The 13,102-nt window shown below is 72.2% G+C and carries 10 protein-coding genes; 6 read left to right on the top strand and 4 right to left on the bottom strand.

Going from position 1 to position 13,102, the window contains the following annotated elements; translation table 11 throughout:
- Positions 1-16: 16 nt before the first annotated feature.
- The gene (locus J2S43_RS26830) at positions 17-2,755 is read right to left on the bottom strand and encodes a toxin glutamine deamidase domain-containing protein (RefSeq protein WP_306833809.1); all 2,739 of its coding nucleotides are present in this window, start codon (positions 2,753-2,755) and stop codon (positions 17-19) included.
- A gap of 145 nt (positions 2,756-2,900) precedes the next feature.
- Between J2S43_RS26830 and J2S43_RS26825 the strand changes: the two genes are divergently transcribed.
- From J2S43_RS26825 to J2S43_RS26815, 3 genes are read left to right on the top strand one after another with little or no spacing between them, the layout of a single operon-like run.
- Positions 2,901-3,200 carry a hypothetical protein gene (locus J2S43_RS26825; RefSeq protein WP_306833807.1) on the top strand — a complete coding sequence of 100 codons (300 nt, stop codon included), beginning with the start codon at positions 2,901-2,903 and terminating at the stop codon, positions 3,198-3,200.
- Entirely contained in the window at positions 3,200-3,817 is a 618-nt protein-coding gene (locus J2S43_RS26820) for a hypothetical protein (RefSeq protein ID WP_306833805.1), read from the top strand. The genes J2S43_RS26825 and J2S43_RS26820 overlap by 1 nt, the downstream gene beginning before the upstream one ends.
- Before the next feature lies 1 nt (position 3,818).
- On the top strand, positions 3,819-4,115 hold the full coding sequence (locus tag J2S43_RS26815) for a WXG100 family type VII secretion target (RefSeq protein WP_306833804.1): 297 nt from the start codon (positions 3,819-3,821) through the stop codon (positions 4,113-4,115).
- Positions 4,116-4,348: 233 nt separating this feature from the next.
- Here the strand turns inward: J2S43_RS26815 and J2S43_RS26810 are convergent, their stop codons facing one another.
- Positions 4,349-8,611, bottom strand: a complete 4,263-nt coding sequence (locus tag J2S43_RS26810) for a type VII secretion EssC family protein (RefSeq protein WP_306833803.1) — start codon at positions 8,609-8,611, stop codon at positions 4,349-4,351.
- A 262-nt stretch (positions 8,612-8,873) separates the two neighbouring features.
- Between J2S43_RS26810 and J2S43_RS26805 the strand changes: the two genes are divergently transcribed.
- The 3 genes from J2S43_RS26805 to J2S43_RS26795 all read left to right on the top strand — a co-directional run bounded on the left by J2S43_RS26805 (position 8,874) and on the right by J2S43_RS26795 (position 12,385).
- Positions 8,874-10,490, top strand: a complete 1,617-nt coding sequence (locus J2S43_RS26805) for a LysM peptidoglycan-binding domain-containing protein (RefSeq protein ID WP_306833802.1) — start codon at positions 8,874-8,876, stop codon at positions 10,488-10,490.
- 141 nt (positions 10,491-10,631) lie between these two features.
- On the top strand, positions 10,632-11,630 hold the full coding sequence (locus tag J2S43_RS26800) for a GNAT family N-acetyltransferase (protein ID WP_306833800.1): 999 nt from the start codon (positions 10,632-10,634) through the stop codon (positions 11,628-11,630).
- 551 nt (positions 11,631-12,181) lie between these two features.
- Positions 12,182-12,385 (top strand): DUF3072 domain-containing protein, encoded by a 204-nt coding sequence (locus J2S43_RS26795; RefSeq protein ID WP_306833797.1) that lies wholly within the window; start codon positions 12,182-12,184, stop codon positions 12,383-12,385.
- Here the strand turns inward: J2S43_RS26795 and J2S43_RS26790 are convergent.
- Both J2S43_RS26790 and bsaP read right to left on the bottom strand, forming a co-directional pair.
- Positions 12,378-12,860 carry a GNAT family N-acetyltransferase gene (locus J2S43_RS26790; protein ID WP_370881785.1) on the bottom strand — a complete coding sequence of 161 codons (483 nt, stop codon included), beginning with the start codon at positions 12,858-12,860 and terminating at the stop codon, positions 12,378-12,380. The genes J2S43_RS26795 and J2S43_RS26790 overlap by 8 nt on opposite strands.
- A 56-nt stretch (positions 12,861-12,916) precedes the next feature.
- Entirely contained in the window at positions 12,917-13,102 is a 186-nt protein-coding gene (gene bsaP, locus J2S43_RS26785; RefSeq protein ID WP_306833795.1) for a biotin synthase auxiliary protein BsaP, read from the bottom strand.

The following is a 13,102-nucleotide window of genomic DNA, read 5'->3' as shown; positions in this document are numbered from 1 at the left end:
GTGTCGTGCTCCTCGCTCACGGGAACGGCGCGTAGTGCAGTTCGCCGCCGTTCAGGTTCGGCAGGTATCCCAGTTTGCCGGTCTGGCCGTCGACGAACGCGACCCGCCCGTCGACATTGACCACGTTCATCACGTGGCCGGGGATGTTCGGTCCCCGGATGCCGATGACGCCGACCGTGCCGGGCGGCTGGGCCGCCATGTCCTGGATGACCAACTTGTAGTCCGCGTTCGGGATCTGCTGGAACACCATGCCCGGGTGGTTCTTGATGATCTCGGACAGCGGCTGCGGCGACGGGATCTTCGGCGCGATCGAGATGGTGTCGTTCTTGATGTAGTCGTTGACCCGCTGCACACAGATCGTGCAGTTGACGTCGCTCGGATCCTTCATCGGGTTGATGTGATCCAGCTTCGGCAGGTTCTTGTCGACGACCGTGCCCAGGTCCGCCGGGTCCGCGCCGGACTGGAGGTGCAGCACCTTCACGTCCGCGCCGTTCGGCACCTTCACCGTCTCGGAGACCGTGTCCAGCATGTGGTTGTTCAGCCCGGCGTGGTTGGTGTCGAACCAGGTGTCGAGCGTGCTCTGCGCGGACCCGATGTCGTTCTGCGCCAGCTGCTGGTAGTGGTTGGTGGCGTTCTGGATGTCGGTGTCGCGGATGTTCTCCAGCTTGCCGGTCACCGTGGCGATGTCGGCCTGGCGGGCCGCGTCGAGCTGGCCGGTGAGGTTGGCGACGTCCAGGTCGCGCTGCGCCTCGAAGGTCTTGGTGGTGTTCTCGATGTCGATCTTGGCCGCATCCGCGAACTGCTTGTCGGCCAGCGCGAGCGCGTCCGCGTTCTTGATGTCCAGGTCGTTGATCGCGGTGGCCCTGTCCGCGTCGAACGTCTTGAGCGCGTTCGCCTCCAGCGCCTTGACGTCGTTGGCCAGGTTGCCGGGCAGCGCGTTCTGCTCGGCGGTGAGCCGGTGGAAGTCCGCGTCCACCCTGTCCATGTCCGCCTTGTAGGTGGCACGGAACGCGGCCTCGGCGGCCGGGTCGAGCGTGGCGATGTGCTGGTTGACCTGGCCGGCCTGGTTCCGCAGCCCGGCCAGCTCGTTATCGATCTCGACGTTCCGGGCGTTGGCCACGTTCTCCAGATTGAGCTTGTCCGCGGCGAACCTGGTGTCCGCCGCGACCTTCAGCTCGTCGATCTTCACCTGGCGCTGGGACGCGAAGTCCGCGTTGATCTCGGTCTTCCGGATGTTCAGGTTCGCGGCGGAGTCCGCGTTGATCCGGCCGACTTCCAGCTTGAGCGCGTTCTGGAAGCCGTTCTCGATGTTCTGCGTGCCGGCGGCGAGCTTGGCCGCGTGGTCCGCGTCGATCTTCCCGACCTCGATCTTGAGATCCTGGGTGAACTTCTGCTGGTACCCGGCCGTGTCCGCCTTCAGCAGGCCGTTGTAGTGGCTGTTGATCTGCGCGAACTTGGTCTGCTCGTGCTGCACCTTCAGCGCGCTCAGGTCCTGGAACTGCTGCGCGAACGGCTTGGGCGCGGCGCCGCCGGCACCGGGCGTGTGCGGCGCCGGCATGCCGAAGTCGATCTTCGTGGGCGGTGCGCCGGCCTTCGGCAGCCCGGCCGGGATGTAGTCGCCCACCCTGCCGGTGTCGATCGCGCCGGTCACGACCCTGTTGACGTTCTTCAGCCCGGCCAGCGCCGCGGCCGAGCCGTCGCCGAGCGCCTTGACGATCGTCACCGCGCCCGAGCCGGCCGCCTTGACGATGTTGACCATGTTCTTGGCCATGTTCCTCATGCCGTTCAGCGCGGCCTTGCCGATCTCCTTCATGCCGCCGGCCTTGTACAGCGCGGACAGCTTGGAGACGCTGGTCAGGCCCTTCACTCCGGGGATGACGCCGAGAATGCCGAAGACGAGATCCATCACGGACCCCTTGCCCTGGCTGAAGTCGACGATCGCCTTGATGAGCAGGATCGCGCCGGCCGCGAGCGCGATCCAGGCCAGGGGGCCGCCGAGGATCATGCCGATGATGCCGGCGACGAGGGCGACCCACTGGGCGACCTCGCAGATGATGTTCCAGATCTCCTTGAACGCGTCGCCGAGCTTCTGCCAGAAGTTCCGGGGCTGGATGCCCGCGTCGGAGGCATCCTCGATCTGGCGCACGCAGGTGTTCGAGGCGTCGTCGCGCACCTGCTTGGCCTGCATGGCCAGCTGCTTGGCCAGGTCCAGCTCGCTCTGCGCGCCGCTGACCTGGTTCTGCGCCGCGTCCCGCCTGGCCTGGGCCGCGCTCGCATCCCGTACCGCCGCTTTGACCTGGTCTGGATCCGGCTTGACGGTTTCGGCCTGTGCGGCCTCGGCGGCCTTGGCCGCGCCGGTGAAGTCCGCCTCCGCGACCGACAGCGCGCCCTTGAGCGACGCGACCTTCTCCGCCGCGACCCGGCCGTCCGCGAGTGCCCGGTCGGCCTGTGCCTGGGCCCGTTCCAGCGAGGGGGCGAACGCGTCGAGCGCGTCACCGGTCATCAAATGTGAGCGGTAGAGCTTGTTGACCTGGTGGGGGAAGTCGCCGAACTGCTCGCGGAACGCGTCGCCGGACTTGCCCACCCAGGCCAGCAGCGCGCCGTCACCCTGCAGCGACTCCACGGCCAGCCGGGCCCGGTTCGCGGTCTCGGCGAAGTCGTGGAACCGCGACGCGAGCTGCCGCACCCGTACCGGGTCGCCGGGTGTGGGGTCACCGTCCATGTCCAGGACGTGCCAGTCCGTCGGCCGTGTCATCCGCTCCCCAGGTCCGGTGGTGACTGTACGTATAGTGGGCTGTCAACGGTACCTTCGGGTACCGTCGTGGTCAACGTTGAGCTTGATCTTGCGCGTGCCGAGTAGGCTCGCCATCGGCCAGTGACATGGATAGAGACAGGGATCTATGGCATCCGACCGTTTGACAGTCAATTTGGACGGACTGGCGGAGTTCGCCAACCAGCTGGAGACGATCCGCAGCGGCATGGACTCCGCACGTTCGTGGATGAACGAGTTCTCCGGGGAGCTCGGTGGGCCCGACGTTGACGATGCCATAAGTAACTTTGAGTCACATTGGCGCGACGGTCGTGGGCGGGTCGACAAGAACTGCGAGCAGCTGATCAAGATGGCGAACCAGGCGGTCGAGGCGATCCGCAAGGCCGACAACGACCTGCGTGACCAGCTGCGCACCGACGGCGAGGCCTGATGTCCGCCGCCGGCTTCACGATCACGATCCCGGACTCGTGGTTCGAGATCGAGCTGCACCCGGACGCGCGCAACACGGCCATCGGCACGCTGGTCGAGGAGCGCCTCCGCGAGGTGCCCGAGCTGCGCGAACACCGGGCCGCGCTGGCCAAGGTGCTGCGCGAGACGGCCCGTCGCGCCTACGACAGCGGGGCCCGGTTCTGCGGCACGCTGGTCGCCGGCCTCGGCGGTGCGGTGATGACCGCGACCGTGACCGTGACCATCGTGGACGCGCCGAACGAGGACGCCGCGGTCGCGCAGTACCTCACGGCCGTGCCCCGGCGCGGCCCCGACTCGATCTGGCGACAGGTCGAGTCCGCCGAACTGCCCGGCGCCGGCCGGGTGCCGCGCACGCGCGGCGTCGACGACGTGACGCTGCCCGACGGCGCCGGCTGGATCCGGTCGCTGGTCATGCAGACGTTCGTGCCGTTCCCGGGACCGAACCCCACCCGGGTCGCACTCATCACCGGCAGTTCTCCGTTGCTGGCGCTGGAGTCGGAGCTCTTCGACGTCTTCGACGCCATCACCGGCACGTTCCGATTCATCGACGACTCGAGTTCCGACGACCAGGAGGCATGACATGGCGAACGTCAATGTGACGTACCAGGAGATGCGCGACGCGTCCAACCGGCTCACGCGCGGCAAGGAGGAGATCTACAGCAAGCTCACCGAGCTGCAGAACATGGTGAACAACCTGGTCAACGGCGGTTACGTGACGGACGCGTCCTCGAAGCAGTTCGACGAGTCGTACCGCGAGTTCAACGACGGCGCACAGAAGATGGCGGAGGGCCTCGAGGGCATGGGCAAGTACCTGACCGCGGCGGCCGACACCTTCCAGCAGGCCGACGACGAGCTGGCGAAGGCGCTGCGCAAGTAGCAGTTCGCGGCGACGGGAAAGGGGCGGCCACGGGGACGCCCCTTTCTCATGCGACTTCGTCGCTCAAGGCTTTCAAAGCGGACATGCCCGCTTCCGGCGGGCCGGGTTCCGCATGCTCCCGCGGGCACCGGTCGTCGCTGGCGCTCCTCCCTGCGGGATCCGTGGCCGCGAGGTCAAACCCGATCGGGCGCTGCCGCGCCGGCGGCGAGACGCCCCGATCACGGATCTGAGGCCTACTCGGGGACCTGGACCGTGATGGGCTCGCCGTCGCCGAGGTGGAGGAGGGCGCGGCCGGGGCGGACCGGCTGGCCGACCGAGGTGCGCTGGAGGCGAAGGCCGACCAGGTCGCCGTCGGTGCGGCTCTGCGGGGAGAGCAGTGCGCCGCGGCGGCTGCGGCGAGCGTCGACCAGCCACCCGCTGAAGCCGACGCTGAGATCCTCCGGGTCGCCCGCATAGACCAGCGCGAGCCGGCGGGCCTCGCCGTTGCGGATCACGTCGCGCAGCTCGGCGGAGGCGGCGGCGTCGCGTAGCGCGGAGGCGTCGTCGACGACCAGCAGCGCGCGGCCGGTGACCTGGGCCAGCGCCGCGGTCAGCTCCTCGGACGTGACCTCGCTGCCGGTGAAGACCGCTATCACGCCGGGACGGCCGGCCAGGGCGCGGACCGGGGACGTGCGTGGCGCCAGCGCGATCACCTGCTGGCCGGAGTCCAATGCGGACCGGGCCATCGCGACCAGCATCGTGCTACGCCCCGACTTCGCCGGGCCGCCGACCGCGAACGACGGCACGCCGGACGCGAGGTCCGGGCCGTAGGCGGCCAGCTCCTCGCCGCCGACGCCGGCCAGCACCCACCCGTCTCCCGCACCGTTTCCGGTCCCCGAGCCGGCGCCGGCTCCCGCGCCGGTGCCGGCTGCTACGCCGGCCCGGGGGAGTCGTGCGGCCTGGTCGTACCCGATCTGGTTGGGCACCTCGCCGAGCCGGAACGCGCGCCGCGACTGCGGGACGTCCGCGTCCCGCTCCGCCGCGCGCCGGCCGATCTCGGTCAGCGCCGCCGCCTGGGCCGCGCCGCTCGGGTCCGCCGTGAGCAGTGCCACCTGCACCTCGATGCCGGTCTCGGCGCGGAACGCCCGGCCCGGCGCGGTGTCCTCCGGCAGGTTGCGCGGATGCAGGCCGATCATGGCGAGGTCGCCGCGGTCGGCCAGCCGGAACGCCAGCTTGTCCTCGGTGAGCGTGGCGATCCGGCCGCTCAGCACGGACCGGTCGCCGGTGATCACCACGTGCACGCCGACGCTGGCGCCCTCGCGCAGGAACGTGAAGATCTGGTCGGCGAGCGTGCCCGCGTCCAGCTCGCCGAGCGAGGTCAGGAAGCCCTCCCAGCGATCCAGCAGCAGCACGATGTGCGACAGCCGGTCGCCGGGGGCGGTGGCCCGGCGCTGCTCGGTGACGTCCGCGAACCCGCTCGCGGCGAGCACGGCCTGCCGACGGCGGATCTCCTCGCCGAGCCGGCCGATCAGCCGGACCGCGCGCTCCACCTCGGTGCGCTGCACCACCGCGCCGGTGTGCGGCAGGTGCGCCAGCGGCAGCAGCGCGCCGTTGCCGCAGTCCAGGCCGTAGAGGTGCACGTCGGCGGCGGAGTGCGTGCGGGCCAGCGCGCCGGCCATCGTGCGCAGCAGCTGCGACCGGCCGGTGCGCGGCGCACCGGCCACGATCAGGTGCCCGAACGTCTCCAGCCGCAGCGCCGCGGTGCGCTGTTCCTGCTGCTTGGGCAGGTCCTCGACGCCGTACGGCACCGCGCCCGGCTCCGCGGTCAGCGTCTCCAGCAGGACCGAGTCCGGCAGCGGCGCCAGCCACGGGCTGTGCTGCTCCGGCACGCCGGCCATCTGCGCCGCGCCGCGCAGCGCCTCGACCAGCACCTGCAGGTCGGTGATCTCGTCCTGCGCCGCGGCGTTGCGCGCCGCCGGCGTGGTCTCGACCGGCCGGGCCAGGTCGGCCCAGTCGAGCACGCGCATCTCCGGCGGCGCGACCGCGTTCGCCGCCGTGCCGGGGCGGCGCCCGCCGACGCGCCCGGCCTGGAACGGCACCAGCGAGGCGTGGCCGAGCCGTACGTACGCGCGACCCGGTGTGCTCTTCGCGATCCGGGCCGCGTCCGGCGCGTTCAGCACGTCCTGGCTCTCGGCCGCGTCCGTGACCCGCAGCGCGATCCGCAGGTTCGTGTTCGCCCGGATCTCCGGCGAGACCACGCCGCTCGGCCGCTGCGTGGCCAGCAGCAGGTGGATGCCGAGCGACCGGCCGCGCTGCGCCACGTTGACCAGGCCGGTGACGAAGTCGGGCAGCTCCCGGGCCATCGACGCGAACTCGTCGATCACGATGAGCAGCCGAGGGAGTACGCCGCCGACCCGGGTGTAGTCCTCGATGTCCTTGGCGCCCGCGGCGGCCAGGATGTGCTCGCGGCGGCGCAGTTCCGCAGCCAGCGACTCCAGCGCGCGCCGGACCAGGTGCTCGTCCAGGTCGGTGACCATGCCGACCGTGTGCGGCAGCCGCACGCAGTCGCCGAACGCGCTGCCGCCCTTGTAGTCGACCAGCACGAACGTCATCGCGTCCGGCCGGTTCGCCACCGCGAGCGACGCCACGATGGTCTGCAGCAGCTCGGACTTGCCGGAGCCGGTGGTGCCGGCGATCAGGCCGTGCGGGCCGTCCCGGCGCAGGTCGATCTCGAACGCGCCGTCGAACGACTCGCCGACCACGGCCGACGTGGTCGCGCCGCGGAACGCCCAGCGGGCCACGATGTCCTCCGGCAGCGGCGGGTCCAGCGAGAGCACGTCGAGCAGCCGGCTGGAGCCGGGTAGTGCCGCGTCCTCCTCGTCGTCGCTGACGTCGCGGATCGGGGCCAGTGGCCGGGCGACCGCGGCGCACCAGGCCGGGGAGACGAAGTCCGGGCGTACGCCGAACAGCTCCTCCGCGCCGGTCCTCGAGATCCGCAGCGTGGCACCCTCGACCACGGCGACGGCCTGGCACTCGGCCGGGAGCAGCCGCTCGTCCGCGTCCAGGCAGATCGCGTAGACGCCGACCGCCGGGCCCTCGCGCAGCAGCTGGATCACGCCGGGCAGCGAGCGCAGCCGCCGCGATCCGTCCAGCACGACCAGCATGTCCGGCTCGCGGAAGCCGGCCTCGCCGGTCTCCTTGCGCACCCCCAGCCGCGCCTCGATCAGCTCCAGCAGGCTCGCCACCCGGCGGCCGACCGACTCCGCGTCCAGGCCGATCAGCACGGCCGGTGCGGACGGGCCGTTCGGGCGGGCGTGCGGCAGCCAGCGCACCCAGTCCCAGCTGTCCTTCCCGGCCGCATCGGTGAGCACGGTGATCTGCACGTCGGCCGGGCTGTGCAGCACCGCGGTCTGCACCACGGCCCAGCGGCCGAGCGCGCGGGCGGTGTCGCCCGGCCCGGCGAAGCCGATCACGCCGTGCTCGCGCAGCGGCATGGTGACCGGTACGTCCGGAATGGACCAGTGCACCGTACGCCGGTGGTCGTCCTGTTCCGGATCGTCCAGCGCCACCTCCGCGGGCTGGTCGCCGGCGCCGGCCCGGATCAGCAGGTGGTCGGTGTCGCGGCGGCGCCGCTCCCAGAGCCGCCGCCGGGGCCCGGTGGCGATGACCGCGATCAGGCCCGGGTCGGGCGCGGCCGTGCGCCGGTCCGCCTTCTCCACCTCCAGCGCCTCGCGGGCGTCGCGCTCGATCCGGTCCTTCGTCTCGACGTATTCGCGGCGCAGGTCGCCGAACGTCCGCTTGCCCTGCCGGCGCGTCCAGAAGTGGTTCGCGACCAGCGAGATCGGGCTGAGGAACGCCAGCAGCAGCATGGTCTTGTTGCCGGTGAGCAGCATCAGCGTGAGCGCGCCGATCAGCGGGACCAGCGCGATCAGCCACGGCAGCGGATTGCGCGGCGGTTCTTTGGGCGGCGTGGGCAGCCGGAACCGGGTCTGCCGGCGCGGCGCGCGGATCCGCGGCGGCCGGTTGTAGTCCAGTCCGGTGCCGTCCGCGGACGGGGCCAACGCGGCGTCCGGCCGGGTGTACTCGGCCAGTTCCAGCACGCTGTCGCCGATGTGCAGCAGCCGGCCCGGCTCCCAGGCGACCGGCTCGGTCACCTCGTCGCCGTCCAGCCGCACCGGGGTGCCGCCGGCCGGCGCGATCCGGCAGCGGGCCTGGATGTCCACGCTGACCGTGACCGCGGCGGGCGGCAGTGCCGGGTCCGGAACCGGCACCCAGCAGCCCGGGTCGCGGCCGATGTCGCCGCTGCCGGCGCCGAGGCGGACGAACATGCCCGCGGCCGGTCCGCCCGCGACCCTGATCTCCAGCAGACCGGTCTGCTCCGGCGGCGGACCGGCCGGCGCGCCGAGGCCGAGCACGCTGCCGTCGCGGAGGCCGGACTCCGCGACCGTGGCGGCCGGGTGCAGCGGCCGGCCGTCCGCGTAGAGCGCGATGTCCGCCCGCATGTGGGCGTCGCGCATCAGTCGTTGCGCAGCGTGACCGACCGAGGCGACGGTGGCTTGACCGTCGACGGTGAGAGACACATGTGATGCGTCATTGTTCACACTATCGACGACGGTAAGTATGAGCTGCACTGTGCCTCCGAGCGGGGATCTTTCGCACGGTCGTCGGCCCCGCGACGGTGTCATTCAATGTTGAGCGGGACGCGTGGATGGTGGGCACACGTTATCGCACCGCGTAAGGTGTCCGTGTTTTCAGTGATCTTCGCGAGGAAGTGGACCGATGTCCCGTCACCCTGTCCGGCGAGTCAGCACCGTGGTGCTGCCGCTGCTACTCGCCGTCACGGTGGGCGGGCCCGCGCTCGCGGCCCCGCGTTCGCCGGTGCCGGCCGTCCCGGTCGTCGCGGCCACCGCGTCCCCGTCCGTAGAGGACCGTGAGCTGCTCACGTGGTACCAGGTGCAGCCGAGCTTCGACGGCGAGCCGGAGTTCCTGCACGCGATCGCGGAGCGGCTGCTCGGCGACGGCGAGCGCTACACCGAGATCTTCGAGCTGAACAAGGGCCGGGTGCAGGCCGACGGCAAGGCGCTGGAGAAGCCCGAGGTGCTCGCGCCCGGCTGGGTGCTGTTCCTGCCGGCCGGCGCGAAGGGCGACGGCGTCCAGACCGGCCGGCTCTGGTACCGGGTGCAGGACAGCTTCAACGGCGAGCCGGAGTTCCTGCATGCGATCGCGGAGCGGCTGCTCGGCGACGGCGAGCGCTACACCGAGATCTTCGAGCTGAACAAGGGCCGCACCCAGCCGGACGGCACCGCGATGGAGACGCCGGAGCGGGTCGCGCCCGGCTGGATCCTGGCGCTGCCGGCCGACGCCAGGGGTGAGGGCATCGGCGCGGGACCGATGCCGGAGGGCGCGGCCGCCGCCCCGTCCGCCCCGGCACCCACGGCCGCGGCGCAGAACCCGGCGTCCGAGGAGACCGGCGGCCTCCCGGTGCTGCTGATCGTGCTCGGTGTGCTGCTGGTGGCCGGCGCGGTCGCAGGCTTCCTGATCTTTCGTAGGCGAGGCGCCGGAGGCAAGCCGGCCACGGGTACGGCTGCCGGCCGGGCGGGGAACGGCCGGCCGGACGTCGCGCCGCCCGCCCGCACGTTCGACACCGCCGCGTCCTGGACCATCGACCGCGCGCTCAGCGTGCTGGTCGCCGGCGCCGCAGCGGCCGGCCGCCCGGTCCCGCCGATCTACGGCGTCTCGCTGGACGAGCAGTACATGTCGCTGCGCCTGGCCTCGCCGGACGCCGACACGGTCGAGCCGTGGGAGCCGGCCGAGAACGGCCGGGTCTGGCGTGCCCAGCTGCGTGACCTGCAGGCGCTGCCCGCGGTCAACGTGGGCAGCCCGACGCCGCGCCTGGTCACGCTCGGCACCGCCGGCGGCACCCGCGAGCTGATCGACCTCGGCCAGGCCACCGGCGTGATCAGCATCAGCGGCGACGCCGCGGCCTCGCGCGCGCTGATCGGGGCGTGGGCCGAGGAGCTGACCGGCAGCCCGTGGTCCGGTACGGTCCGCGTGGTGGCCGGCGACATCCGCCCGCACCTGGACGGCGGCGAGCGGCTGATGTCGCTCGGATCGGTCCGGGACGCGATCACCGCGGCCGAGGGCGACCGATCCGCCGACGCGTTCGCGCTGCGCGGCAACCCGTCCGGCGAGGGCCCCGGCGTGCTGATCCTCGGCTCCGCGCCCGGCGCGAAGGACCTGGAGCGGGTGCAGGCGCTGCTCACCGGCCCGCACGCCACCTGGGTCGTGGTCGTGCTCGGCCAGACCCGCTACGACCGGTGGCGCTTCACCATCGCGGCCGACGGCAGGCTGGACGCGGGCGCGCTCGGCCTCACCGTCTACACCCGCGGTCGCTGACCCCGTCCCAAGATCGAGGCCGCCTCGATCACGTGGGGGGCGGGACGTGACGAGGGGCACGCGGCGAAGTTCGCGCTGAGCAATAGGTCAGTAACAGCAGCGTGCGACGCTGAAGGTTCGGCGGGAGGGAGCTGAGGCGTCGTGGGGCTGTGGCGAATCAGGGCGACGGTGGACGACCGTCCGGGCTACCTGTCCGTGCTCACCGCGAGCCTGGCGCTGAAGTCGGTGAACATCCTGGCCGTCCAGGTGCACACCACCGAGGGCGGTGCCGTGGACGACTTCCTGGTCGACGCGCCCGACACCATGTCCGAGCGGGACCTGCTCGCCGCGGTCGAGAAGGGCCGCGGCCGGGACCCGTGGGTGGCGCCGGCCGAGCCGCAGGCACTGGCGGACGCGCCGACCAGCGCGCTCGGCCTCGCGGCCCGGCTGGTCCGCGACCCGGACTCGCTGGGCGACGCGCTCGGTGGCATGCTCGGCGCCACCGAGGTCACCTGGCGGGCCGAGCTGCCACGCACCACGCCGCCGACCCGGTTCGGGCTGGCCCGCTCCGCGATGCGGCTGGCCGACCCGGCCGGCGGAGTCTACGAGATCGTCCGCCACGAGCCGGCGTTCACGCCCGCGGAGTACGCGCGAGGCCAGGCGCTGGTCGAGGTCGCGGCCGCCGCGCTGCGCGCCGCCGAGGAGCCGGTCACGCTGCTGCTCCCGGACGGCGACGAGATCACGATCCGCCCGGCCCAGACCGAGGACCTTCCGGGGGTACGCGGTATGCGCGCCTGCCGGCTGACCGCCGGCCCGACCCGGGCGCACCGGCTGATCCCGCACGGCATGGTCGCGCTCGCCGGCGACCGGGTGATCGGGCTCGCCGGCCTGGTGCCGGAGGGCGACATCGCCGAGGTGGGCCTGCTGGTCGACGACGCCTGGCGCGGGCGTGGCATCGGCGCCACGCTGGTGCGGCGGCTGGTCGCCATGGCCGCGCGCGCCGGGCTGGCCGCGCTGGTGGTGCACGTGCGGGCGCGGGAAGAGGCGATGCTCTCCACATTGGAGCGCCTCGGCCCGGCCTCCGCGCTGGAACGCGACGCCGGCCTGGTCACGGTCACGCTGCCGATCACCCCGACCCGGGCCGCGTCTCCGGCCTCCTAACGGGCCTCGCTGCGTCCGTTGCTCGAGGCGTCCCGATGCTGTTCTGACGACATGGGGGGACGCCCGAGCACGGGTTGCTCACTGCGCCGCCCGTGAGAGGTGGCTGTCAGCGGCGGCAGCCGCGTGGTCCTGTCTCGACCACCCGGGATCCGGCAGGGAGGAGCGCCAGCGACGACCGGTGCCCGCGGGAGCATGCGGGCTGCACCACGCCGGAAGCGGGAAATCCGCTCCTGTGCCTTTGATCTGCGCTGTCGCGCCGTTGATCGTTGCTTCATGCTCTCGAAGGTGATCGCCGTGGGTGAGGGGACGGATGCGCCCACATCCGTCCCCTCGGTGTCCTCCACTACGCGTAGTCGCGCGCGGCTCCACGGACAGGAGCGAGTGTAGTGCTTCCGCGCAAGAAATCGTGCCCGTCGTTTGGCCGAAGCGCGTGGCAGGGCTCACGCTATCCGTCGGGCACCGTCGCTGCGGGTGAGCATTTCCGCCGGTTTGGCCAGCGTGTGGCCGGGTAGGGGTACAGACGTTCGAGAACCGCACGGAAGGGGCCTGCCATGACCGACCAGCAGCAGAACTCGGCGGAGAAGGATCCGGCCGACTGGACCACCGGTGACGAGCCGGCGACCGGCCCCCAGGAGTCCTATCTCCACACGCTGGCGAACGAGGCCGGCGAGCCGGCGCCCGAGGGCCTGACCAAGGCGGAGGCGTCGCAGCGGATCGACGAGCTGCAGCAGAAGACCGGCCGCGGCGTCAGCTGAGCTCCTCCGCCAGGAGGTCCATCAGCAGGCCGTCGTGCCAGGAGCCGTCGGGGGACCGCTCGTACCGGCGGAGCACGCCGACCGGGCGGAACCCGGCCTTGGCGTAACTGCGGATCGCGGCCGTGTTCGCGGCGGCCGGGTCGATCACCAGACGATGGTGGCCGTGCGCGTCGATCACGTGCCGGGCCAGCGTGCGGACCGCGTCCGTGCCCAGCCCGCGCCCGCGCACGGCCGGGTCCAGGAAGATGTCGATGCCGGCATGCCGGTACATCGGGTCGGTCTCCTCGTGCCACTGGATCATGCCGGCGACCGTGCCGTCCAGCACGATCGCGAACGTCGGCGTCTCCGCGTCCAGATGGTCGTCGGTGACCTCGGCGGCCAGGTCGTCGCCCCCGCCCCACCAGCGCCGCACGTCCGGATGCCGGCGGATCGCGGCCAGCGCCGGGATGTCCGCGGCCTCGGTCGGGCGGAGCATGACGGACGCGCCGTGCAGCACGGCCGCGCACGGCGGGCCGCAGACGTCGCTGACGTTCACCCCGCCATCATGCGCGTTCCGTGCTCCACGCAGGTCGCACTCCAGCCGGAGGGCAGCACCTGCACCTTCATTCTCCGGCGGCAGTCCGGGCAGAACCGCGGCGGTTCCAGCTCGCGGGCCGCCGCGCACGCGGTGTGGTCACCGGTCGCCAACGCGTCGCCGCACCGGTCGCACCAGGTCAT

Origin of the sequence: Catenuloplanes nepalensis (genome assembly GCF_030811575.1) — a bacterium.
GTDB lineage: Bacteria > Actinomycetota > Actinomycetes > Mycobacteriales > Micromonosporaceae > Catenuloplanes > Catenuloplanes nepalensis.
Note: the sequence above shows the minus strand (reverse complement) of the source record. Positions and strands in the feature narration are given on the sequence as shown.

Excerpts from the sequence above, each read along its gene's own strand:
- J2S43_RS26830 (WP_306833809.1), bottom strand. The coding sequence starts at position 2,755 with ATGACACGGCCGACGGACTGGCACGTCCTGGACATGGACGGTGACCCC.
- J2S43_RS26825 (WP_306833807.1), top strand. The coding sequence starts at position 2,901 with ATGGCATCCGACCGTTTGACAGTCAATTTGGACGGACTGGCGGAGTTC.
- J2S43_RS26820 (WP_306833805.1), top strand. The coding sequence starts at position 3,200 with ATGTCCGCCGCCGGCTTCACGATCACGATCCCGGACTCGTGGTTCGAG.
- J2S43_RS26815 (WP_306833804.1), top strand. The coding sequence starts at position 3,819 with ATGGCGAACGTCAATGTGACGTACCAGGAGATGCGCGACGCGTCCAAC.
- J2S43_RS26810 (WP_306833803.1), bottom strand. The coding sequence starts at position 8,611 with ATGCGCGACGCCCACATGCGGGCGGACATCGCGCTCTACGCGGACGGC.
- J2S43_RS26805 (WP_306833802.1), top strand. The coding sequence starts at position 8,874 with ATGTCCCGTCACCCTGTCCGGCGAGTCAGCACCGTGGTGCTGCCGCTG.
- J2S43_RS26795 (WP_306833797.1), top strand. The coding sequence starts at position 12,182 with ATGACCGACCAGCAGCAGAACTCGGCGGAGAAGGATCCGGCCGACTGG.
- J2S43_RS26790 (WP_370881785.1), bottom strand. The coding sequence starts at position 12,860 with ATGCTCCGCCCGACCGAGGCCGCGGACATCCCGGCGCTGGCCGCGATC.
- bsaP (WP_306833795.1), bottom strand. The coding sequence starts at position 13,102 with ATGACCTGGTGCGACCGGTGCGGCGACGCGTTGGCGACCGGTGACCAC.